This window comes from Flavobacterium jumunjinense (assembly GCF_021650975.2).
Taxonomy (GTDB): domain Bacteria; phylum Bacteroidota; class Bacteroidia; order Flavobacteriales; family Flavobacteriaceae; genus Flavobacterium; species Flavobacterium jumunjinense.
In genome coordinates, this window is the sequence record NZ_CP091285.1 from 1698499 (window position 1) to 1723792 (window position 25294).

The 25294-nt window shown below is 31.8% G+C and carries 22 protein-coding genes; 15 read left to right on the forward strand and 7 right to left on the reverse strand.

The window, feature by feature from the left end:
• Positions 1-73: 73 nt before the first annotated feature.
• Together L2Z92_RS07585 and purN are read right to left on the reverse strand one after the other, a co-directional pair.
• The gene (locus tag L2Z92_RS07585; RefSeq protein WP_236458221.1) at positions 74-553 is read right to left on the reverse strand and encodes a ribonuclease HI; all 480 of its coding nucleotides are present in this window, start codon (positions 551-553) and stop codon (positions 74-76) included.
• Between the two features lie 26 nt (positions 554-579).
• Positions 580-1143 carry a phosphoribosylglycinamide formyltransferase gene (gene purN / locus L2Z92_RS07590; RefSeq protein WP_236458222.1) on the reverse strand — a complete coding sequence of 188 codons (564 nt, stop codon included), beginning with the start codon at positions 1141-1143 and terminating at the stop codon, positions 580-582.
• A gap of 173 nt (positions 1144-1316) precedes the next feature.
• Here purN and L2Z92_RS07595 point away from each other — a divergent pair, with 173 nt between their 5' ends.
• From L2Z92_RS07595 to L2Z92_RS07620, 6 genes are all read left to right on the forward strand, one after another.
• Positions 1317-1553, forward strand: coding sequence for an acyl carrier protein (locus L2Z92_RS07595; protein ID WP_007137004.1), 237 nt, complete (start codon positions 1317-1319; stop codon positions 1551-1553).
• A 294-nt stretch (positions 1554-1847) separates the two neighbouring features.
• Positions 1848-3101 carry a beta-ketoacyl-ACP synthase II gene (gene fabF, locus L2Z92_RS07600; RefSeq protein ID WP_236458223.1) on the forward strand — a complete coding sequence of 418 codons (1254 nt, stop codon included), beginning with the start codon at positions 1848-1850 and terminating at the stop codon, positions 3099-3101.
• 6 nt (positions 3102-3107) lie between these two features.
• Positions 3108-3851: a ribonuclease III gene (rnc, locus tag L2Z92_RS07605; RefSeq protein WP_236458224.1), complete on the forward strand. Its 744-nt coding sequence runs from the start codon at positions 3108-3110 to the stop codon at positions 3849-3851.
• A gap of 114 nt (positions 3852-3965) precedes the next feature.
• A complete protein-coding gene (locus L2Z92_RS07610; RefSeq protein ID WP_236458225.1) occupies positions 3966-4439 on the forward strand; it encodes an IPExxxVDY family protein in 474 nt (157 codons plus the stop codon).
• 5 nt (positions 4440-4444) lie between these two features.
• A complete protein-coding gene (pyk, locus tag L2Z92_RS07615) occupies positions 4445-5875 on the forward strand; it encodes a pyruvate kinase (RefSeq protein ID WP_236458226.1) in 1431 nt (476 codons plus the stop codon).
• Between the two features lie 35 nt (positions 5876-5910).
• Positions 5911-6669 (forward strand): Bax inhibitor-1/YccA family protein, encoded by a 759-nt coding sequence (locus L2Z92_RS07620; protein ID WP_236458227.1) that lies wholly within the window; start codon positions 5911-5913, stop codon positions 6667-6669.
• Between the two features lie 116 nt (positions 6670-6785).
• On the opposite strand, the gene radA is transcribed toward L2Z92_RS07620, so the two are convergent.
• The 5 genes from radA to panC form a co-directional block, all read right to left on the reverse strand.
• Positions 6786-8147 (reverse strand): DNA repair protein RadA, encoded by a 1362-nt coding sequence (gene radA / locus L2Z92_RS07625; RefSeq protein WP_236458228.1) that lies wholly within the window; start codon positions 8145-8147, stop codon positions 6786-6788.
• Positions 8148-8149: 2 nt separating this feature from the next.
• A complete protein-coding gene (locus L2Z92_RS07630; RefSeq protein WP_236458229.1) occupies positions 8150-9358 on the reverse strand; it encodes an alpha/beta hydrolase in 1209 nt (402 codons plus the stop codon).
• A 38-nt stretch (positions 9359-9396) separates the two neighbouring features.
• Positions 9397-10356, reverse strand: coding sequence for a lysylphosphatidylglycerol synthase transmembrane domain-containing protein (locus L2Z92_RS07635; protein WP_236458230.1), 960 nt, complete (start codon positions 10354-10356; stop codon positions 9397-9399).
• 2 nt (positions 10357-10358) lie between these two features.
• A complete protein-coding gene (panD, locus tag L2Z92_RS07640) occupies positions 10359-10709 on the reverse strand; it encodes an aspartate 1-decarboxylase (protein ID WP_236458231.1) in 351 nt (116 codons plus the stop codon).
• Positions 10710-10794: 85 nt separating this feature from the next.
• Positions 10795-11643, reverse strand: a complete 849-nt coding sequence (panC, locus tag L2Z92_RS07645) for a pantoate--beta-alanine ligase (RefSeq protein WP_236458232.1) — start codon at positions 11641-11643, stop codon at positions 10795-10797.
• Positions 11644-11750: 107 nt separating this feature from the next.
• On the opposite strand from panC, the gene L2Z92_RS07650 reads away from it, so the two are divergent.
• From L2Z92_RS07650 to bioD, 9 genes are all read left to right on the forward strand, one after another.
• Positions 11751-12557, forward strand: a complete 807-nt coding sequence (locus L2Z92_RS07650) for a glycogen/starch synthase (protein WP_236458233.1) — start codon at positions 11751-11753, stop codon at positions 12555-12557.
• Positions 12558-12573: 16 nt separating this feature from the next.
• The gene (locus tag L2Z92_RS07655) at positions 12574-14217 is read left to right on the forward strand and encodes a DUF4270 domain-containing protein (RefSeq protein ID WP_236458234.1); all 1644 of its coding nucleotides are present in this window, start codon (positions 12574-12576) and stop codon (positions 14215-14217) included.
• A gap of 10 nt (positions 14218-14227) precedes the next feature.
• Positions 14228-16075, forward strand: a complete 1848-nt coding sequence (glmS, locus tag L2Z92_RS07660) for a glutamine--fructose-6-phosphate transaminase (isomerizing) (protein WP_236458235.1) — start codon at positions 14228-14230, stop codon at positions 16073-16075.
• A 152-nt stretch (positions 16076-16227) separates the two neighbouring features.
• Entirely contained in the window at positions 16228-17739 is a 1512-nt protein-coding gene (atpD, locus tag L2Z92_RS07665; RefSeq protein ID WP_236458236.1) for a F0F1 ATP synthase subunit beta, read from the forward strand.
• Positions 17740-17817: 78 nt separating this feature from the next.
• On the forward strand, positions 17818-18099 hold the full coding sequence (locus L2Z92_RS07670) for a F0F1 ATP synthase subunit epsilon (protein ID WP_236458237.1): 282 nt from the start codon (positions 17818-17820) through the stop codon (positions 18097-18099).
• A 94-nt stretch (positions 18100-18193) separates the two neighbouring features.
• Entirely contained in the window at positions 18194-23002 is a 4809-nt protein-coding gene (locus L2Z92_RS07675; RefSeq protein ID WP_236458238.1) for a VPS10 domain-containing protein, read from the forward strand.
• Positions 23003-23065: 63 nt separating this feature from the next.
• Positions 23066-24184 (forward strand): aminotransferase class I/II-fold pyridoxal phosphate-dependent enzyme, encoded by a 1119-nt coding sequence (locus L2Z92_RS07680; RefSeq protein ID WP_236458239.1) that lies wholly within the window; start codon positions 23066-23068, stop codon positions 24182-24184.
• 57 nt (positions 24185-24241) lie between these two features.
• A complete protein-coding gene (locus L2Z92_RS07685; RefSeq protein WP_236458240.1) occupies positions 24242-24661 on the forward strand; it encodes a putative signal transducing protein in 420 nt (139 codons plus the stop codon).
• A 3-nt stretch (positions 24662-24664) separates the two neighbouring features.
• Entirely contained in the window at positions 24665-25285 is a 621-nt protein-coding gene (gene bioD / locus L2Z92_RS07690; RefSeq protein WP_236458241.1) for a dethiobiotin synthase, read from the forward strand.
• Positions 25286-25294 lie beyond the last annotated feature (9 nt).

Consider the following 25294-nt stretch of genomic DNA (forward strand, 5'->3'; position numbering starts at 1 on the left):
TAGAGTAATTCATTTTTGATCTTAATGTATATACAGGTGATTTTAAAAATGAAGAAATGAAATAGTGATAATTCTATTTTAATAATCGTCCTTCGTTTTCATAGTAAGTGTCAATAGAAAGTTTTTCTTGCTGAGAAGCCATAACAGCTAATGCATCACATCTTTCGTTTTGAGGGTGGTTATTGTGTCCTTTTACCCATTTAAAATCAACCTGATGCTTACGGTAAGATTTAAGAAATCGAAGCCATAAATCAGGATTTTTTTTATTTTTAAATGAAATTTTTTCCCATTGAAAAACCCAACGCTTCTCAACAGCATCAACAACATATTTAGAATCAGAAACGACCAATACTTTTGTTTTAGAATTCTTTAATTTTTCTAAACCAACAATAACAGCTAATAACTCCATTCGGTTATTTGTAGACAAACGAAAGCCTTCGTAGAACTCTTTTTTATAGGGAGTTCCAACCATTTCCATAACTACTCCATATCCAGATGGTCCAGGATTACCTTTTGCGGCTCCGTCTGTATATACGTGTACTTCGTGTGACATAAATAATTAATAGCTAATTAGGTTTCTTAGTTTGATAATAAATTTTCTATTATTTCAGGAAAATATTGATGCTCTAGTTTCTGAATTTCTAAGGCAATTTCTTCAATCGTTTTACAAGTTTCTATAGTTACAGATTTTTGAAAAATGTAGGCACCTTCATCATAATTTTCATTTACATAATGAATGGTTATCCCTGTTTCTTTTTCTTTATTTTCTAAAACAGCACTGTGTACATGTGTTCCATACATTCCTTTTCCTCCATACTTAGGTAATAAGGCAGGATGAATGTTGATTATTTTATTGGGATAATAATTAATTATTGATTCAGGAAACTTTAATAAAAAACCTGCCAATACAATTAAATCGGGCTGTATTGTGTTTAATTTTTCTAAAATCACACCATTATTAAGTTCTTGTTTTTCAAATGCAATGGCTTCAACTCCATTTAGTTGCGCTCTTTCTAGAACTTTGGCACGGGGATTGTTTGAGAATACCATGACTACGTTTGCGAGACTAGATTTTTTGAAATGTAATATTATCTTTTCGGCATTAGAACCATTACCAGAAGCGAATAGTACTATTTTTTGCATTACCCTGTAATTTTTATTACACAAAAAAAAGAATAATAATTGGTAAAAAATAGAAAAAAGGAGTCTTTGTTAATTTTTTTTTTTAATTTCGTAGTCTTATTTAGTAACAAAAAGGTTGTTTTAAAATAAAGTTTTTTATTTTTGCCAACAAATTAAATTAAAAATTAAAGATTATGTCAGACATTGCATCAAGAGTAAAAGCGATTATCGTAGACAAATTAGGTGTTGACGAAAATGAAGTTGTAACTGAAGCTAGCTTCACAAACGATCTAGGAGCTGATTCATTAGACACTGTTGAGTTAATTATGGAGTTTGAAAAAGAATTTGATATTCAAATTCCAGATGATCAAGCTGAAAACATTGCTACTGTAGGTCAAGCTATTTCTTACATCGAAGAGGCTAAGAAATAATATTTTAAAGCACCCGTAAGCTATTCTTATGGGTGCTTTTATTATTTTTTAATTCTTGTTTTTAGAATCTTTTACTTGATTTTCTCTAAGAATAATGTGAATAATTCAAAGAGGTAAAATGTTAGAATGAACTATATAATTATATTTGTTTATATTTATATCGAATTTTGTTCTTTTTGTAGAAAACATTGATTGTATTACAATCATATAATAAAAACTATGTAATACCCATTGTTTCTTTTAGTTTTCATTAAAAGCACATTGGGTTTTTTTATATAATTAAAATTTTTTTATATGCAATTAAAGCGTGTTGTTGTAACTGGTCTAGGTGCATTAACCCCAATTGGGAATAATGTTGAAGAATACTGGAATAGTTTAATCGAAGGAAAAAGTGGAGCCGCTCCTATAACCTATTACGATACTGAAAAACATAAAACCAAATTTGCTTGTGAAGTTAAAAACTTCAACATAGAGGATTTTATTGACCGTAAAGAGGCAAGACGAATGGATAAATTCGCTCAATATGCTGTGGTTGCAAGTGATGAAGCCATAAAAGACGCAGGTATTACATCTGAAAACGTTGACAAGCATAGAGTCGGAGTTATTTGGGGTGCAGGTATTGGTGGTTTAGAAACTTTTCAAGAAGAAGTTTTATATTATGCGAAAGGCGATGGAACTCCAAAGTTTAATCCTTTCTTTATTCCAAAAATGATAGCTGATATAGCTCCTGCTCATATTTCAATGAGAAATGGATATATGGGGCCAAATTATACTACTGTTTCTGCTTGTGCTTCCTCTGCAAATGCAATGATAGATGCGTTTAACTACATCCGATTAGGTATGTGTGACGTAATCATTTCAGGAGGTTCAGAAGCTGCAGTTACTATTGCGGGTATGGGTGGATTTAATTCCATGCATGCTTTATCAACAAGAAATGAAAGTCCAGAATCAGCTTCAAGACCGTTTGATGCTACAAGAGATGGTTTTGTTCTTGGAGAAGGTGCAGGTGCTTTGGTACTGGAAGAATATGAACATGCAAAAGCTCGTGGAGCAAAGATTTATTGTGAAATTGGTGGTGGTGGAATGTCCTCGGATGCTTATCACTTAACAGCTCCACATCCAGAAGGATTGGGAGTTATAGCAGTAATGAAAAACTGTTTAAACGATGCTGGAATGAAGCCCGAAGATGTAGATCATATAAATACACATGGAACATCTACTCCTCTGGGTGATGTTGCTGAGTTGAAGGCAATTAGCGCTGTGTTTGGTGGTCATGCTAAGAATATCAACATCAATTCAACTAAATCTATGACAGGACATCTTCTTGGTGCTGCTGGAGGGATTGAAGCGATTGCGTCTATTTTAGCAATAAAGAATGGCATCATACCTCCAACTATTAATCATTCAACAGTTGATGAGAGAATCAATCCTGAACTTAATTTAACTTTAAACAAGGCTCAAAAAAGAGAAATTAAAGTTGCAATGAGTAATACATTTGGATTCGGAGGTCATAATGCATGTGTTTTATTTAAAAAATTAGAAGAGTAAGCTGAAATGCGTAGATTTCTGAAAAAAATAATAAGAAATTCCCGTTCTCATGAAGACGGGATTTTTTTTGATAAACTTTCCAAAATATTAGGCTTTAAGCCTGTAAATTTGAGATTTTATAAAAAAGCTTTTACACATCGATCAACAAACAAGCTAGATGAAAAAGGGAATCCTTTTAATTATGAAAGGTTAGAATTCTTAGGAGATGCAATGTTAGGGAGTGTTATTGCTGCACACCTATATAACGAAGTGCCAACAGGAGATGAAGGATATCTCACAAAGATGCGCTCTAAAATAGTTAGTAGAGATCATCTAAATGAATTGGGTAGGGATTTAAATTTGTTTCAGTTTATTGAAAGTAAAGCAAATCCACTTCATTTTGGTGAAAATATACATGGAAATATTTTTGAAGCATTTATTGGAGCTATCTATTTAGATCAAGGCTATGTTTATTGTGAAAAATTTATACATAATAAAGTAATCGAATCCTATGTCGATATTCCGAAACTAGAGGGAAAAGTAATAAGCTATAAAAGTTTAATTATAGAATGGTGTCAAAAAGAAAAAAAGCAATTTGTTTTTGAAGTATTTGATGACACAGGAGTAGAGGATCAAAAATATTTTGGGGTCAAACTTATCATTGATCAAAAAATAATTGGAAAAGGAAGAGCTACTTCAAAGAAAAAAGCAGAAGAAAAAGCTGCCAAAAGAGCCTTTTTTGCTTTGCAAGAAAAAATAGATAAGAAATAATTAGTAAAAGTTATAAACTAAAACGTTTTCGTTGTAAAGGATTTGTTAAGTTCTTTATAAACAGTACTATTTGTATCATATAAATAGTATATTTACGATATATTTATTAAAAAAATGGCTATTCATAAAATTCAAATAAATGACTTTATTTCGACAGATTATGAGCTTATTGCCATTCATACTTCTATTGAAGATTATCGTTTAGCTTATTTAATTAATGAAGCTTTGGAAATTCAATTGAGTAAAAATGATTTGAATATAGAAATCGAAACCAAAGAAGGGAAAAGTGAGTTTAGTCATTTCATTTATGATGATGAAATAAATGATGTTGTATGGAATTTAATAGAAAACAAGGCAACACTTGTTCCTTTTGAAACAACAACAACAGGTATTTTTGATTCAATTGATGTTACAATGTATGTTGTGCCCGAATTTAAAAAAGCCGATTTTATATTAAAAATAGAGAATATAGAAGGAACTTTCAAAATGGAGGATATACTTTTTTCTATTTCTAACACCCAACAAATTTCAATGGCTTATATCATAAATCAAGTCAAGTTAAAATCAAAAAATAATTTAATTTTTTAATTAAAATGTCAACAAATAAAAAAACAAAAATTGTAGCTACATTAGGCCCAGCTTGTAGTTCAAAAGAGATAATAAAAGGAATGATTGATGCTGGGGTGAATGTTTTTAGAATTAATTTCTCTCATGCAGATTATGAAGATGTTACAGAGAGAATTAAAATAATCAGAGAGCTAAACGAAGAGTTTAACTATACCACTTCTATTCTTGCTGATCTTCAAGGTCCTAAATTAAGAGTAGGAGTAATGAAGGAAGATGTAGTTGTTTCGAAAGGGGATAAAATAACCTTTACAACAGCGGAAGATATCTTAGGGACTGCTGAAAAGGTTTACATGAATTATAAGGAATTTCCAAAAGATGTAAATGCTGGAGAAAGAGTGCTGTTAGATGATGGGAAGCTTATTTTTGAAGTTGTTAAAACGGATAAAAATACAGAAGTTGAAGCTTTAGTAGTTCAAGGTGGGCCTTTAAAATCTAAGAAAGGTGTAAATTTACCTAATACAAAAGTATCGCTACCAGCTTTAACAAAGAAGGATATAAAAGATGCTATTTTTGCTATTGAAAATAAGGTAGATTGGATTGCTCTGTCTTTTGTACGTACTGCTGAAGATCTTGAAGAGTTACAAGATTTGATAGCTAAGCATTCAGATCATAAAATTCCAATTATTGCAAAAATTGAAAAACCTGAAGCTGTTGAGAACATTGATAAAATTGTTGCTTTTTGTGATGGTTTAATGGTTGCTCGTGGAGATTTGGGTGTTGAAATTCCAGCAGAACAAGTGCCTCTAATTCAGAAAAAACTAATTCATAGAGCAAAAACAGCGCGTATACCAGTAATTGTGGCTACACAAATGATGGAAACAATGATTACTAGTTTAACACCAACTCGTGCAGAAGTTAATGATGTAGCGAACTCAGTAATGGATGGTGCTGATGCAGTAATGCTTTCTGGTGAAACTTCTGTAGGTAATTATCCTATTCAAGTAATTGAGACAATGACTCGTATTATTGAAAGTGTGGAGGACTCTCCGTTAATTACTGTGCCATTAACGCCACCTCATGTTAGAACAAATCGTTTTATTACAAAATCAATTTGTTATCATGCTGCAATTATGGCAGATGATATTAATGCAAAAGCAATAACTACATTAACAAATAGTGGTTATACAGCATTTCAAATATCAGCATGGAGACCAAAGTCACATATTTTGGTTTTTACATCAAATAAGAGAATTTTAACACAGTTAAATTTGCTTTGGGGTGTTCGTGCTTATTATTATGACAAGTTCGTAAGTACAGATGATACAATTGAAGATATTAATCATATTTGTAAAGAAAGAGGATACGTTAAAGCAAATGATATGGTTATTAACCTTGCTGCTATGCCAATTGTAAATAAAGGGATGGTAAATACATTACGTGTTTCTGAAATTGAATAATTTTTTATTATTTTTGATAAAAATATTTTAAGAATATGAATCTAAAATCTAAGAACCCTTTTTTAGGGTCGAAAGCATTTAATAATACGTCAAGAAGTGCAGAAGCTACTGTTCTTGATTTTGAAGAAACAATGACTGTTGATGGTGCAATTAATAAAAGTTTTATTTTATTAGCAACATTATTAGCTTCAGCATGTATTAGCTGGTGGTTAACAGCAAGTGGATATAATCCAATGGTTTTAATTGTTGGTGGAGGTGTAATTGGTTTCATTCTTGTATTGGTTGCTGTGTTTAAGCCAACAACTTCTCCTTGGGTTGCTCCAGGTTATGCGTTATTTGAAGGGTTATTTATAGGAGGTGTCTCAGCATTGTTTGAAGCAATGTATCCTGGAATAGTTATTCAAGCGGTGAGTTGTACTTTTGTTACTTTTATTGTTTGTTTTGCACTATATAAGTATAAAATTGTAAAAGTTACAGAAAGATTTAAATCTGTAGTAGTAGCTGCTACATTAGCAATATTTACGTATTACATTTTGTCATTGGTTTTATCTTTTTTTATTGATTTTAAACCAATGCATCAAGGAAACTCTTTAATGAGTATTGGAATAAGTGTATTTGTAATTATAATTGCTGCTTTGAATTTATTTTTAGACTTTGATCAAATTGAAGAAGGTGCTAGAAAACAAATGCCAAAGTATATGGAATGGTTTAGCGCAATGGGATTAATGATAACTTTAGTTTGGTTATACATCGAATTTCTTCGCTTGCTTTCAAAATTGTCAAGTAGAGATTAATTTTTTCTAAAAATTATATATAAAACAGAAAGCAACTTTTTTAGAGTTGCTTTCTGTTTTATATCTGTTTATTTAAAATGTTTAATGTTTCGTATTCTTCTTAAGAATTGAATTTTCTACCCAAACAATTCACTAACAACGTCTTCAATTTTAGAAACAAGAACTACCTTTATTATATTATTCTTGATGGATATTTTATTGTGTTTAGAAACTAAAATAGTAGTAAAGCCTAGTTTTTCAGCTTCTTGAATACGTTGGTCAATTCGGTTTACGGGTCTAATTTCACCAGATAAACCAACTTCTCCTGCAAAGCAAAAGCCTTCTTCTATACCAATGTCTTCATTAGATGATAAAATTGCAGCAACAACTGCTAAATCAATTGCAGTATCGTCTACAGAGATTCCTCCTGTTACATTAAGAAAAACATCTTTCATTCCTAGTCGAAATCCTGCTCTTTTTTCTAAAACAGCCAAAATCATATTTAATCGTTTTGCATTGTAGCCCGTTGTACTTCGTTGTGGAGTTCCATATACAGCCGAACTTACAAGGGACTGAATCTCTATCATTAACGGACGCATTCCTTCAAGTGTGCAAGCGATAGCGGTTCCAGAAAGTGATTCTTCTTTATGAGAGATTAATATTTCTGACGGATTATCAACTTCTCTTAAGCCGTTGCCGAGCATTTCATAAATGCCTAATTCTGCTGTAGATCCAAAACGATTTTTTAAAGAGCGAAGAATTCTGTAAACATGGTTTCTGTCGCCTTCAAATTGAAGGACGGTGTCTACCATGTGTTCTAATATCTTTGGACCTGCAATTGTTCCATCTTTTGTAATATGACCAATTAGAATTACGGGAACGTTTGTCTCTTTAGCAAATTTTATAAGTTCTGCGGTACATTCTCTAATTTGTGAGATGCTTCCTGCAGAAGATTCAATATAATCAGTGTGTAGTGTTTGTATCGAATCTATAATAACAATTTCAGGTTGCATTTCCTGAATTTGTTTAAATATATTTTGTGTTTTGGTTTCTGTTAGAATATAGCAGTTATCACTATTTGGAACTATTCTTTCTGCACGCATTTTTATTTGTTTCTGACTCTCTTCTCCAGAAACGTAAAGCGTTTTGTAAGGTAGTTTTAAAGAAATTTGAAGTAATAATGTACTTTTTCCAATACCAGGTTCACCTCCCAAAAGAGTTAAAGAACCAGGAACAAGACCACCGCCAAGAACTCTATTTAACTCTCCATCGGTAGTGTTAAGTCTAATTTCTTGTGTGCTATCAATTTCTTTTATGAGTAAAGGCTTAGTAGCTTTAGAAACGGTGTTAGATTCTGTTTTCCAAGCTTTTTTCTCTTCTTTTTGAATAATTTCCTCTGCAATTGTATTCCATTCTTTACATGCATGACACTGTCCTTGCCATTTAGAAAAAGAAGTTCCGCAATTTTGGCAAAAAAAAGAAGTTTTAACTTTACTCATATTTATTCTTTTTTTTCTTCAGCTGGTACAGGGTCAGCGTATTCTTCAACTTTAGATTCGTCTTTTTTGTTTTTTAAATCTTCTGCGCGCGAAATCATAAAGTCTTTGGTTAATTCTCTAATTTCACCAATTTCTTCTTTTACAAAGGCTTTTCTATATTCTTTTATGGCTTTTTTATATTCTCCCATCTTTTCATAATAAAGCGCTTGATGATAGACACCTAAGATTGTTTTTGGGTAATTTTTATCTGCATATTTTGATAGCTCTTGTAGTTCAGGATATGCTTTATTTTTAAGGATTGCTGCTTCAATAGCTTTAAAATCTGTAAGTCTAGGTGTAACAGTCATTCCTAGTGTTTGTTCTAGTTTGGTGTATTTATCTATCAAATACTGAGTGTAGCCTTTGTCAAGAGTAACAATTTTTTCTTGAAATTCCACCATCGAAATGGGTTGGTAACCATTAAAAATAAAATAAATAGCTTGTGGTATTGCTTGTGGAACAAGTGAATAATGTGAGGCATCATCAATTATATCGAAACGATATTTGAAATTTTTATTTGGAATTGACTTGATGTTGTTGTGTAATGTTTTTACACCATCATTAATATCTTTAATATCATCAGAACCAATTGCTTGATAATAAAAAATTGGCTTTGTAATTTTTGCAAGTCTTTCTGAAATCCTTGTTTCCATAGCTGGTGCAAGTTCTGGTGCTAAAGAAATATAGGCATTAAAAATTGGGTCATCTTTGTATAAATAGAAGTTTATAAATCCAGCAGTTGTGTCGTGTCCGGCTATAATTCTAAAAGGTTGTGTTCTGTATTTTTTTTCAATATATGGTAATAATTCAAAGCCAATGAACTCAAAAAATGCAGCTCCTTTTTTTGAAGGTAAACCAGTGTAGTCATATTCACTATCATTGAAACGCGTTTCTCCATAATTTTGATTAATCGCTACAATTATCATTTCAGGTAAATCATCCCAATAATTTCCATATTTTAATGTGCCTTCAAATGGGTTTAAAAGGTATTCACCGTCTAATACGACAAGAATAGGGTATTTTTTATCTGTATCAAATTCATAATTACTGGGTAAAGAAACTGTAAACGCTCTCGTTTCTTCAAGTTTTTCAGATTGAATAGTTTCGTTTACTCTTTGAGAGAATACAGAATTTGTAATCAGCGCGAGTAGTAAAAATAATTTTGTTTTCATGATAGTATTATGATGTTAAATGATTAGCAAGATACTAATTAATTTTTATTGAAAATATTTAAAAATAAATATGAAGTTAGTCCTAAAATAATCGTTAATAAGGTTTGTGATGTCCATATGATCCATCCTAATGCTGTTCCAATATCTTCTGCAATACCATATAGAAGTAATACTTTTGCGATAGAGATAGGAAAGGCTCCAATACCTCCGTTTGTAAAACCAACAGCTAAACTACCAAAAATAAAACCCATAATTACAATATCGAAAGACATTGTTGCCGTTTCTTCTAGTGAAAAAATACAAACATAAAACATCATTAAATAGCAAAACCAAATAAAAAAAGAATGAAAAAGATATTTCCATTTTTCCTTCATTTTAAAAACGCTTGTCATTCCTTCAATTAGACCATTGAATTTTGATTTTATTTTTAAAATAATTGGCCATTTAGCCCATCTCCAAACGAGTAAAAAAGCACAGAAAGAAACAAATCCAATAGTAGCTAGTAGTAGTATTTTATTTGGTGATATATTAGAAAAAATAAAATCACTAAGCTTATTAAATTGCAAAACAAATGCTGTTATTACAAATAAGAGGAAAATTAAAAAATCAACAACTCTTTCTGCTACAATTGTTCCAAAACCTTTGTCGAAAGCTATGTTTTCGTACTTTTTTAAAATTACAGCCCTTGTAAATTCTCCAGACCTTGGTATCGTAAGATTCATTAAGTATGAAATACAAACCGCAAAAAATGAATTATAAAATTTAGGTTGATATCCTAAATGTTGTAAAGAATACTTCCACCTATAGGCCCTTGACCAATAGCCGAAAAGAGAAATTAAAACCGACAAAAGAACGTAAAAATAATTTGCATTCTTAAAATAGGACTTTATAGTTTTTAATTGTTCGCTACTGAAAGACGAATATTGATAATATATAAGACCTATCCCTAGTAATAAAGGGATGGCGATTTTTAATGTTTTTTTAAAGGGAGAACTCAAAACTAGGTTAAAGAATTGTCCTTTTCGTTTGGAAAAACTAGCGTAGGCTTGAAGTTTTTTGCTTCTTCAAAATCCATAGAAGCATAAGAGATAATGATTATAATATCACCTCTGTGAACTTTTCTAGCTGCAGGTCCGTTTAACGTAATTTCACCCGTGTTCTTAGGTCCTTTTATTGCGTAAGTTTCTAAACGTTCACCATTGTTAATGTTAACAATTTGAATTTTTTCACCCTCAATAATGTTAGAAGCTTCCATTAACGATTCGTCAATTGTGATGCTTCCTATGTAATTCAAATCAGCACCAGTTACTGTTACTCTATGAATTTTCGATTTTACTACTTGAATATGCATGGTGCAAAGTTAATTATTTTGAATAAAAAAAATATATTTTTCCTGTAAATATGTAATTTCTTTACTTTAGGTTTAAATAGATGCTTTATTGCATTGAAATATTGTCGATTAATCGTATGTTTTCAATAAAGACAGCAATAAAGGCTCTATATGATTTGTTTTTATCTTTTCTTTTGCAGGTGAGCAAGTTGCTTTCATCTGCAATCTCGAAATATTCGAGTTTAAAATCACTTGTTTTTTTGAATTTGTTGACTACTATTTCTATCACTTCTTTAGCCGATTTAACTTTAAATAATTCTTTAGCTTCATTAAGTGTTGCGAAAATAATTGCTGCTTTTTCTCTTGATTGCTTAGAAAGTCTTTCGTTTCTAGAGCTCATCGCTAAACCGTTTTCTTCTCTGTAAATAGAACAACCTATTATGTTTACAGGTATAACATACTTAGAAACTAATTTTTTTACTATTTGAAGTTGTTGAAAGTCTTTTTCTCCAAAATAGGCGTTACTTGGTTTGATGATTTCAAAAAGTCTTTTAATAATTGTACCCACTCCATTAAAATGTCCTTCTCTGTGCTTTCCTTCCATTTGGTGTTCGAGATTGTCATATTCAAATTTTTGAGAAACAACATTTTCTTTGTAAATATCTGAAACCGTAGGAGCGAAAATAATGACGCTAGTGTTAAGTGCTTTGATTTTTTCAACATCATTTTCAAGGGTTCGAGGATATTTTGCTAAATCCTCTTGGTTGTTGAATTGAGTTGGGTTTACAAAAATACTCATTACAGTAATGTCATTTTCTTGTAGTGATTTATCAATTAAAGACAAATGCCCTTGATGTAAAGCTCCCATTGTAGGGACAAAACCAATTGATTTCTTTGTAGCTTTAAAAGAAGATAAGTGAGTGGTTAAAGCTTCGTTTTCTGTAAAAATGAGCATCCTGTTTTATGTTAATTAGTATGCAAACTTACTATTTTACTAGATAAATCCATAAATTTTTGTAATTTTGCGTGTTTTTTAAAAACAAATGTTAAACAAAAATAGTTATGGAAGATAAGAGGATATTGTACGTATCATCTGAAGTGGTGCCTTATTTAGCGGAAAACGAAGTTTCGCTACAGTCATATGAATTTCCTAAAATGATTAATGATATTGGAGGGCAAATTAGAATTTTTATGCCTCGATATGGAAATATAAATGAGAGAAGACATCAACTACACGAAGTGATTCGTTTGTCAGGAATGAATTTAGTAGTTAATGATATGGACATGCCTTTGATAATTAAAGTTGCTTCTATTCCTAAAGAAAGAATTCAGGTTTATTTCATTGACAACGACGAATATTTTAAAAGAAAAGCTACTTTTACTGATGAAGATGGAAATCTTTATCCAGACAATGACGAAAGAGCTATCTTCTTTGCAAAAGGAGTTGTTGAAACTGTAAAAAAATTAAATTGGGTTCCAGATGTGATTCATGTTCAAGGGTGGATGGCATCGTTGTTGCCTGTTTATTTGAAACATTATTATAAAAACGAGGGTATTTTTGCAGACACAAAAATTATTACTTCTGTTTATAATTTAGGTTTTGAAGGTGAGTTGGATGCTGAGTTAATGAATAAAATGAGTTTTGATAACATTGATAGTAAAGTGTTAGAAGGTATCAAATCGCCAAATTATGAAAACTTAATGAAGCTGACGATAGATCATTCAGATGGTGTTATTATTGGATCTGAAGCGTTAAATTCAACTTTAACAAAATATATAGAAACTTCGGAAAAACCTTTTTTACCTTTCGCTCCGAAAGACGAAATTAATGAGGTGTATACTAGCTTCATTAAAAAACATATTTTATAAATTACTGTATTATTAAATGAAAAAAATTGTTTCAAAAATAGCTTTAATGCTAAGTATAGTTGCTATAGTTTCTTGTGATAAAGATTTCAATACAATTGGATCAGATGTTATTGGAGATGATCATTTTGGTTTAGAAAAAAAAGAAGATGTTACTTTGGTTGCATATACTAAAGCAACAGGTGCAGTTCAGTCAAATAATTTGCCTACAAACTCACTGGGAATTTATTCTGACGGGTATTTTGGGGAAAGTAAATCTACCTTTGTAAGCCAGTTGGAGTTGAGTAGTGTTTCTCCAGATTTTGGAATTGAAATTGATATTCAAGCAAATGACTCTGTGTATTTGTATGTGCCTTATTTTAATAAGCAAACAGCAACAGGTTCTGGAAATGATGCTAATACATTTGAATTGCAATCAATATATGGTGAATATGAAACCGCTTCATTTGATTTAAAAATATATGAAAACAAGTATTACTTAAGAAGCTTTGATGCTATTGATCCTTCTGTTAGTCAGAAATATTATTCTGATCAAAAGGATGATGTGGAAGGACTTATTGTTGGAGACCCTCATTTAAATGATGGTGCTAATGTAGTTGAAAATACAGAATTTAGATTTAAAAAAGAAGAGATTATTATTTATAAAACAGATGGTAATGGTGCTTATTTAGATAGTGATGGAGCTGTAACTACAGATCTAACGAAAAGGGTTGTAAAAGAAAGATTAACACCTGGAATGTGGATTAATTTAAATAAGGACTTTTTTGAAAATAGAATTTTAAATGCTTCTGATGCCGATTTAGTAAATAATAATGTTTTTAAAGAATATTTAAAAGGTATTTATTTTAAAGTAGATGCTAACTCTAGTCCAGATTCGAATGTTTTAGCAATGCTTGATTTCTCAAGAGCTTATATTAATATTCAATATCATTCAAAAGCTGCTTTGACAACAGATGAGTTGAAGAAGAAGGCGTTTAAACTGAATTTAAAAGGAAATACTGTAAATTTCTTTGAGAATACATCAAATGTGGATTATGTAAATGCTATAGGCTCTCCAAATGAAACTATTGGAGATGAGTTTCTTTATCCTAAAGGAGGTGACGGTTCAGTTGTTTTTATTGATTTGTTTGGTCCTGATGTTGATGGTGATTTGATTCCTGATGAACTAAAGCAATTAAGAGATGAAAATATATTGATTAATGATGCTTATTTGACATTTATTATAAAGAATAACGGACAAAAGAATCCTACTAGAATCTTTTTGTATGATGCTGCTAATAATATTCCTATTTTGGATTATATCTTTGATAGTTCAACAGCTACAGATCCTGAAAATAATAAATTTTTCTATGGTGGTATTTTAGTAAAAGAAGACGATGTTGAAACGAAATATAGAATTAGATTAAGTAGTCACATTAATAGGCTGATTAGAGGAACTGATCCAGATACAAATAAGAATGTAAGATTAGGTCTTTCGATTACTCAAAATATAAATAACGGTAATAGATATGGAATTAAAAATGCCTTTGCAGGTACTGCTAATAAAAATATTCCAATTGGTTCGGTTATGAGTCCTTTAGGTACAATATTATATGGAAACACAGCAAGTGTGTCAGTTGATAAAAGATTGAAATTTGAAATTTATTATACTAAAGCTAATTAAAAATTAATTTATGTGTGGTATTGTTGGTTATATAGGTCATAGAGAGGCATATCCTATTCTTATTAAAGGTTTGAAAAGACTTGAGTATAGAGGATATGACAGTGCTGGTATTGTGTTGTTTGATGGTAAAGATCTTAAATTATCTAAAACCAAAGGTAAAGTTTCAGATTTAGAAGCAAGAGCCGAACAAGAAAACACTAAAGAAGGAACTGTTGGTATGGGACATACGCGTTGGGCAACTCATGGAGTTCCTAATGATGTAAACTCGCATCCGCATTACTCAAATTCTGGAGATATTGTTATTATTCATAACGGTATTATTGAGAATTATGAGCCAATTAAAAAAGAATTAATCAAAAGAGGCTATGTGTTTAAATCAGATACTGATACGGAAGTTTTAGTTAATTTGATTGAAGATGTAAAAAATAAAGAAAAAGTTGGATTAGGTAAAGCAGTTCAGATTGCCTTAAATCAAGTTGTAGGAGCTTATGCTATTGCTGTTTTTGATAAAAATAAACCCAATGAGATTGTTGTTGCTCGTTTAGGAAGTCCTTTAGCGATTGGTATTGGTGAAGATGAGTTTTTTATTGCTTCAGATGCTACACCTTTTATAGAGTATACTTCTAATGCAATATATTTAGAAGATGAAGAAATGGCTATTGTGCGTTTGCATAAGCCGATGAAAGTTCGTAAAATCAAAGATGATTCTTTGGTAGATCCTTATATTCAAGAGCTTCAGATGAATCTTGAGCAAATTGAAAAAGGGGGTTATGACCATTTTATGCTTAAAGAAATTTACGAACAACCTAATGTTATAAAAGATACTTATAGAGGTAGATTGTTAGCAAATAAAGGGATAATTCAAATGGCGGGTGTAGAGGATAATCTTGAAAAGTTCCTTAATGCAGATAGAATTATTATAATCGCTTGTGGTACGTCATGGCATGCAGGATTAGTAGCGGAATATGTTATTGAAGAATTTGCAAGAATACCAGTTGAGGTAGAATATGCATCAGAATTTAGATATAGAAATCCAATTATTAATAAAAATGATGTTGTGATTGCAATTTCTCAATCTGGAGAAACTGCAGATACTTTAGCAGCAATTAAGCTTGCTAAAGAGAATGGAGCATTTGTGTTTGGTGTTTGTAATGTGGTAGGGTCTTCTATTTCAAGAGAAACTCATGCAGGTGCTTATACGCATGCGGGTCCAGAAATTGGTGTTGCTTCAACAAAAGCATTTACAACACAAATTACTGTTTTAACAATGTTGGCTTTGCGTTTGGCAAAAGCTAATGGAAAAATGGCGAATTCAGATTATCAAAGGTATTTGTTTGAATTGGAATTGATTCCTCAAAAGGTAACTGAAGCATTAAAAAGTAATGATGTTGCAAAAGAAATTGCGGCTATTTATAAAGATGCACCAAATTGTTTATACTTAGGAAGGGGTTATAATTTTCCAGTTGCTCTTGAAGGTGCGTTGAAACTAAAAGAGATATCTTATATTCATGCAGAGGGTTATCCAGCAGCTGAAATGAAACATGGACCAATTGCATTGATTGATGAATCTATGCCAGTGGTTGTAATTGCTCCTAATAAAGGTCATTATGACAAAGTAGTGAGTAATATTCAAGAAATTAAATCAAGAAGCGGAAAAATTATTGCGGTTGTAACAAAAGGAGATACACAAGTTAGGGAACTAGCAGACCATGTAATTGAAATTCCAGAAACATCAGAAGCTTTAACGCCACTTTTAACTACAATACCTTTGCAGTTACTGTCTTACCATATTGCAGTAATGAGGGAATGTAATGTTGATCAACCAAGAAATTTGGCTAAATCAGTTACCGTAGAATAGTATATTAAAAGCGAAATTTAACGATTTCGCTTTTTTATTTTAAAAAACTCAAAGAATTTATTGCAAAATTGTCTACAAAAAAACTATCTTTGCAATCTGAAAAATGTATCGGTTTTTCAATACTAAATAGCTATTAAATAAATACATAAGCAATGTCTAAAGTTACAGGAAAAGTTGCAAAAATTATCGGACCAGTTGTTGACGTGGTATTTAACACGGAAAATGCTGAGCTTCCTAAAATTTATGATTCATTAGAAATCACTAAAGCAGACGGAACAAAATTAGTATTAGAAGTACAATCTCACATAGGTGAGGATACTGTTCGTACAATCTCTATGGATTCTACAGACGGTTTGTCAAGAGGGCAAGAAGTTGCTTCTTTTGGTAATCCTATCCAAATGCCAATTGGTTCTGAAGTGTTTGGTCGCTTATTTAATGTAATTGGTGATGCAATTGACGGTTTAGGAGATTTACCTAAAGGAGGTTCAAATGGTTTGCCAATTCACAGACCAGCTCCAAAATTTGAAGATTTATCAACTTCTACTGAAGTTTTATTTACAGGGATTAAAGTAATTGACTTAATTGAGCCTTATGCAAAAGGTGGTAAAATTGGTCTTTTCGGTGGTGCTGGAGTAGGTAAAACAGTATTAATTCAAGAGTTGATTAATAATATTGCAAAAGGTCACGGTGGTCTTTCTGTATTCGCAGGAGTAGGTGAAAGAACACGTGAAGGTAATGACCTTTTAAGAGAGATGTTAGAGTCTGGAATTATCAAATATGGTGATGATTTTATGCATTCTATGGAAAATGGAGGATGGGATTTGTCTAAAGTAGATAAAAACATCATGAAAGATTCTAAAGCAACTTTCGTATTCGGACAAATGAATGAGCCACCTGGAGCGCGTGCACGTGTTGCTTTATCTGGTTTAACAATAGCAGAATATTTCCGTGATGGAGCAGGAGATGGTCAAGGGAAAGATGTACTTTTCTTCGTAGATAATATCTTCCGTTTTACACAAGCTGGATCTGAAGTATCTGCATTATTAGGTCGTATGCCTTCTGCGGTAGGTTATCAACCAACTTTAGCAACTGAAATGGGTGCGATGCAAGAGCGTATTACTTCTACAAAAACAGGTTCTATTACTTCTGTACAGGCAGTTTATGTGCCTGCGGATGATTTAACTGACCCTGCACCAGCAACAACATTTGCTCACTTAGATGCAACAACAGTATTGTCTCGTAAAATTGCTGAGTTAGGTATTTATCCAGCGGTAGATCCTTTAGATTCTACCTCTCGTATATTAACTGCGGATATTTTAGGTAATGAGCATTATGCTTGTGCACAAAATGTAAAAGAAATTTTACAACGTTATAAAGAATTACAAGATATTATTGCAATTCTTGGTATGGAAGAATTATCTGAAGAAGACAAATTAGTTGTATCAAGAGCACGTCGTGTACAACGTTTCTTGTCTCAACCTTTCCATGTTGCTGAGCAATTTACAGGATTGAAAGGTGTTTTAGTTGATATCAAAGATACTATCAAAGGATTTAATATGATTATGGACGGTGAATTAGATCATCTACCTGAAGCTGCATTTAACCTTAAAGGTACAATTGAAGAAGCAATTGAAGCTGGAGAGAAAATGTTAGCGGAAGCATAAAAATTAGTTAGTAGTTGGTAGTTGGCAGTATTCAGTTTGTGCTAGTTACTAATCACTAATTACTAATCACTAAAAAATATGATTTTAGAAATAGTATCACCAGAAGCTACATTGTTTAAAGGGGAAGTTACTGCGGTAGCGGTTCCTGGAATTAATGGAGAATTTCAAATGTTAAATAATCACGCACCTATTGTGTCTTTATTAACAAAAGGAAATGTGAAAATAAATGCTCAAAATATTAAAATAGAAAAAGAATTTATTTCTAAGTTTAATAAAATTAATGAGCAAACGTTTTGGTTGCCAATTGATTCAGGTACTATCGAAATGAATGACAATAAAGTTATTGTTTTAGCAGACTAAAACAATAGTAATTAATATAGTATAGTATAAGCCTTGCAAATTTGCAAGGCTTATTTTTTTTTGCAATATTTGTAAACTTAACTATCACTTTACTATGAGAAAACTACTATTGTTAACCACAATATTGTGCTGTTGTTGCGGTTTTTCGCAAAATAATTGGCAAGATTTAATGCATAACAAAGATGCAAACTTTAATGAAATCAAAAAAGATTTCGAATTATATTACAATTTAAACGTTTCTAATTCTAAGAAACTTCCAAAGGGACGTGGTATTAAACAATTTAAAAGATGGGAATATTATTGGGAAAACCGTGTAGATGAAAATGGTAATTTTCCAAATGAAGGAAATGTTCTTGAAGAAATCACAAAATATAGAGCTTCACATTCAAATGTGAATAATAAATATACTTCTGGATCAGGAAATTGGTCTATTGTTGGGCCAGTATCATTACCTAATAACGGTACAGGACAATTGAACGGTAATGGAAGAGTGAGTTGTATTGCTTTTCATCCTACAGACCCAAACATAATTTATGTAGGAGCACCTTCTGGTGGTTTTTGGAAAACTACAGATAACGGTACTACTTGGACAGAATTTTCTAGTGGATTAACTCGTTTAGGAGTGTCAGGAATAGTAATAAATCCCTCAAATCCAGATATTATTTATATTGGAACTGGAGACAGAGATGGTGGAAATGCTCCAGGTTATGGGGTCTGGAGAAGTACAAATGGTGGAGTAACTTGGGCTCCGCATAACACTGGAATGGGAAACAGAACTATTAATGAATTATTGATTGATCCATCAAATTCTAATATTATGGTTGCCGCTAGTTCTAATAATGTAATATATAGAACAACAGATGGTGGAGCAAACTGGTCAGCTTCAGCTTCTTTGGGGACTAATCCTAAAGATATTGCTTTCCATCCAACAAATTCAAGTATTGTTTATGCATCTGGAACTTCATTTCATAAGTCTACAGACGGAGGAGCTTCTTTTACACAAATAACAAGTGGTGTACCAGGTGGTTCTCAAAGAATTGCTATAGCAGTATCTGCAAATCAACCAAACTGGGTATATTTACTTGCAGGTGGTGGTAGCGGATTAGTAGGAATATATCGTTCTACAGATAGTGGAGATAACTTTGCAACAAGAACAACAACGCCTAATATTTTAGGATATGAAACTAACGGTTCAGGTACAGCTAGTCAAGCTTGGTACGATTTAGTTATTGCTGCAGACCCAACTAATGCTGATGTTATTTATACAGGAGGTGTTAATCTTTGGAAATCTGTTGATGGAGGTTCAACAATGACTTGTTCTTCTTATTGGGTAGGTACAAGTGGTTCTATTGATGGAGTTCATGCCGATCAACATGCATTGGAGTTTTCTCCGCATACAAACAGTTTATATAATGGAAATGACGGTGGTGTATATTTTACGACGGATAACGGACTAAATTGGAATGATATTAGTAGTGGTTTGGCTATTGCTCAAATTTATAAAATAGGAGTTGCACAAACAGTTCCAGAAGTCGTAATTAATGGTTATCAAGATAATGGTACTGCTGTTAGTGATGGTGCCACTTTTTCAACTGAAATTGGTGGAGACGGAATGGAATGTATTGTTGATCCAACCGATGCTAACTATATGTATGGTGCTCTTTATTATGGAGACATTAGAAGATCTACGAATGGCGGAAATACATTTTCAGGGAATATTGCAGGAACAATAGGTGAAACAGGAGCATGGGTAACACCTTATAAACTAGATCCAAACAATGTAAATACTATGTTTGCAGGTTATGATAATGTTTGGAGAAATACAGCAGTTAAAACAGGTACGGCATGGACTCAAATTTCAAGTTTTTCCAATACTTCAGATATTGTCGATTTAGCTATTGCTCCATCTGATAGTAATATTTTGTATATTTCAAAAGGTGGAAGTAGTAATTTTTATGTTTCTACAAATGCGCAGGCAGCTTCACCAACATGGACAGACTTAGAAGCTAGTTTACCAGCAGCAGGAACTCCCAAAGATATTGAAATAGACCCAACTGATCCAACGCATCTTTTTATTGCAATTGGAAATGATATTTACGAATCAACAAATTCAGGTACAAGTTGGACTAATGTTTCAGGTACTTTGCCTAATATTTCTTTAAATACAATTGTAATTGATCAGTCAAGTACTGTTGGTGCAATGTATGTAGGGATGGATGTTGGTGTTTATTATAAAGATAATAATTTAGCAGATTGGGTTTTATATTCAGGCGGATTAGCGAATCTGGAAGTTGCTGAGTTAGAAATATATTCTAATGCAACGGAATGTAAAAGTAAATTATATGCTGCTACTTACGGTCAAGGGTTGTGGATAAGTGATTTAAAAGACCCAGGTAATGTAGCGCCTACTTCTTGTTTTGAAGTGAATGCAACAAGCGGTTGTGTTGGTTCTGATTTTATTTTGACAGATAATTCAGATTTCACTCCAACTTCTTGGTCATGGACAATTACACCTGCAACAGTGGTCTATGTAAATGGTACTTCTTCTACATCACAAAATCCAGAAGTTAGATTTACTAATGCTGATTTTTATACTGTTGAATTAACAGCAACAAACGCAAACGGATCGAATACACAAACAAAAGTGTCCTATATTGAAGTAGTTGCTGGTACAATTGCTTCAAGTTTTAATGAAGATTTTGAAGGAGATGCATTATGTGGAACTGCTTCAGATTGTGGAACAACTGTTTGTGGATTGAGTGGTTTTTGGTTGAATTTAGCAAACGGTACGGATGATAATATCGATTGGAGAGTTGATGAGGGAGGAACGCCTTCAACAGGGACAGGTCCAAGTGTAGATTATAACCCAGGAACTGTTACTGGTAATTATGCTTATTTGGAAGCGTCAAGTTGTAGTGGTCAAACTGGAATCTTAGAGAGTCAATGTATGATAATTGATCAAGGCTATGATTTTAAATTTGCCTATCATATGTTTGGTGGAGACATGGGTGCTTTACATGTTGATTTATTTGTTGATGGTTTGTGGCAAAATGATATAATAGCTGCCATTTCGGGAAATAGTGGTGATGTTTGGAACATTGCAACAGTAGATCTTGCACCCTATGTAGGTAAGACAATAAAAATAAGAATAAGAGGAATTACTGGGGTAGGTTTTGCTTCTGATATAGCAATTGATGATATTCAATTGACATCGAAATGCTCCGGAACAACAACTTGGAATGGGACAGTGTGGTCAAGTGGTGTGCCAACAATAACAACACCAGTAGTTATAAATGGAGATTACAATACAGGAGTGAATTCTAGTTTTAAATGCTGTAGCTTATTAGTAAACTCTGGATTTGAACTGAATATTAATGATTCTGATTATGTAGTTGTAGAAAATGGAATTACAAATAACGGAACATTAAATGTTAAAAATAATGGATCATTAATTCAAATAAATGATACCGATACTAATGTAGGTAATGTTACTTACGAAAGAATTGCGAGCATTAGAAAACAAGATTATGTGTATTGGTCATCACCAGTTAAAAATTTTAATGTAGCAGCTATTTCACCATTAACACCTTCGGATAAAATTTTTAAATGGGATCCAATTTATGCAAATCCAAATGGAGCTCAAGGATATTGGATTGATGCTTCTGCTGATGTAATGGCTGATGGAGTTGGTTATATCGTTAGAGGACCAAGTACATTTACAGCTACACCTCAAAGTTTTATGGCATCCTTTAATAGTGGAACACCTAATAATGGATTAATTCAAGCTCCAATTGCAAGAGGAAGTTACACAGGTGCTGATTATGCAGGTACAAACTCTGTTACAATTACTCGTTTTGATGATAATTGGAATTTAATTGGTAATCCTTATCCTTCTTCTATTAGTGTAATGGATTTCTTGGCGCTAAATAATACAAAAATTGAAGGAGCAGTTAGAATTTGGACACATGGAACACTACCAAATAGTAGTAATCCGAATCCATATTACGGAAATTTCACATCAAATTATTCAGTGTCCGATTTCATTGTTCATAATGGAACAGGAACATTAAGTGGTCCAGGTGGTTTTAATGGATATATTGCTGGTGGACAAGGTTTCATGGTGTTAATGAATGATGGAGCGGCAACAACAGATAATATTACATTTAATAACTCATTAAGAAATGAAGTCTATTTGAATGATCAATTCTTTAAGAGTCAAAATTTAGGAACAGATAAAAGTAGAATTTGGTTAGATTTATCTAATTCAGATTCTAGCTCAGATAGAACGTTGATAGGTTATGTTGATGGAGCAACAAATGCTAAAGATTGGTTATTTGATGCTTTTACAAAAGTAGAACCAAACCAACAGCGAATCTATACTTTTGCTGGAAGTGATAAAATGATAATTCAAGGTTTTGGTTTGCCTTTTTCAGATGAGGATAGTATTCCATTAGGGATAAATGTTCCTGTAAATGGTAGCTATACATTCTCAATTCATGCTGTTGATGGTGTTTTTGAAAATCAAGATATTTACATTGAAGATACTAATGTTGGAATTGTAACGTCGATATCAAATCAACCTTATACTTTCTATGCTGAAGCAAATGAGATTAATAATAGATTTGTTTTAAGATTTAAAAATCCAGCATTATCAAATGATGATTTTACTTTAAATCCTAATGATATTATTATAAGTGGAGTTGATCAAATTGACGTAACGTCAAAAACAGATAATATTAAAGATATTTCAGTCTATGATGTTTTAGGAAGAAGATTATTAGATAAGAAAAATGTAAATGCTAATAAATATGAAATAAATACTTTAACAAAATCGAATACTGCATTATTCTTGAAAATTACTTTAGAGAATAATCAAACGATATATAAAAAGTATGTTTTTTAGTCTTTTTTAAATAATAAAATAAACAAAGTCCTGCAATTGCAGGACTTTGTTTATTTTTGAACTATGAAACTTCCGCAATCATTACAAAATAAATTAGAGAATAGAAGCGTTAATAATCTATTGCGTACTCTTCCTGAAGCAAATAATTTAATCGATTTTGCTTCAAATGATTACTTAGGTTTTTCTAGAAACGAAACGATTTTTCAAAAAACAAATCAATTATTATTAGAAAGAAAGATAACACAGAACGGAGCAACAGGCTCTAGGTTACTTTCTGGAAATCACGAATTGTATTTTGATACAGAAGAATATATAGCTAGTTTTCATCAATCGGAAGATGCTTTAATTTTCAACTCTGGCTACGATGCTAATGTTGGATTTTTTAGTGCTGTACCACAAAGAAATGATATTATTGTATATGACGAACTCATTCACGCATCTATTCGAGACGGAATTCAAATGAGTTTGGCAAAAGCATATAAATTCAAACATAACAATTTAGAAAGTTTAGAAAAAATACTGCAAAAAGAGAAGACAACATCAAACGTAATTTATGTTGTTACAGAATCTGTTTTTTCTATGGATGGAGATTCTCCAGATATTGGGCAATTAGTAAAATTAACACAACAATACAATGCTTTGTTAATCGTTGATGAAGCACATGCGTTAGGGGTTTTTGGAGCAAAAGGAGAAGGTTTAGTACAAAGTTTGCAACTTCAAGATGAAATTTTTGCTAGAATTATGACATTTGGAAAGGGATTGGGTTGCCATGGTGCTGCAATTTTAGGTAGTAAGTCATTAAAAGATTATTTAGTAAACTTTTCGAGAAGTTTTATTTATACAACTGCATTAGCTCCACATTCAATAGCTACCATTCTGATAGCCTATCAAGAGTTAGAAAAAAGCAAAGTCTTAATTCAGAAATTACAAAATAATTCATTGTTTTTTAATTCAATCCATCAAGATTCTCTGTTTAAATCCTCCATAAAATCAATAGTTATTCCTGGGAACAATAATGTAAAACAAACTGCATTGTTTTTAAAAGAAAAAGGTTTCGATGTTAAACCTATAGTCTCTCCAACGGTACCAAAAGGAGAAGAAAGATTGCGTTTTTGCTTGCATTCTTATAATTCCAACGAAGAGATACAATGCATTCTTTTATTACTAGAAAAACATTTATAGGTAATATAAAATATTTTAATTGTGTTTTTCGTGTAATGTTTGCGACCTTTGTACTCTATGGAAAAAGCAAAATTCAGGAAAGTAGCGAGCTATCAATATTCTTCCGAAGCGATTATTTTTAAAGGAAAATTAGAATCGGAAGGAATTCAGGTTTTTATGAGAGATAATCATACTATTGATACCGATCCTTTGGTTAGTAATGCTATTGGTGGTGTGAAGCTGTTTGTTAAAGAAGAAGATTTTACTAAGGCAACTACTATTTTAGAATCCATTTCTAAATATGAAGTAGATAATCAAGGTCAAGGAATAGTTTGTCCTAGTTGTAAAGAGAAAAAGGCAATGTTAGTTTCTGTTGTAGATGATGCAAAATCATTCCTGTCTATGCTTATAGCATTACTTTTTATTGTTTTACCCTTCTATGTAAAAAGAAAATACAAATGTGATTCATGTGGATTTGAATTCGAAACTAAAAAATAGAAAATGAAAATATTTGTAACAGGAATTGGAACCGATGTTGGGAAAACAATTGCATCTGCAATTATTACCGAAGCGCTAGAAGCCGATTATTGGAAACCAATTCAAGCCGGAGATTTAGAAAATTCAGATACACATAAAATAGCAAAATATGTTTCTAATGAAGCAACAGTTTATCACGAAAATAGCTATGCTTTAAACACACCCGCAAGTCCTCATTATGCAGCAGAATTAGACAATGTGGTGGTTGATTTGAATATAATTCAAGAACCACAGACAGATAATAATTTAGTTATTGAAGGAGCAGGAGGGATTTTTGTTCCTTTAAATGATAAAGATACAATTGTAGATTTAATTCAGCCCGATTATAAAGTCATAGTAGTTTCAAGACATTATTTAGGAAGTATCAATCACACGCTTCTTACCATTGAAGCTTTACAATATAGAGACATTGCAATAGCTGGGATAATTTTTAATGGCGATGTGAATGAAGCAACAGAATCAATCATTCTTTCTAAATCAGGTTTAGAAATGATTGGTAGAATAGAAAACGAACCTTATTTTGATAAAAATGTGATTCGTTATTATGCAGATGTCTTCAGAGATAATCTTTTAAAAATTAAATAAAAAATAAAG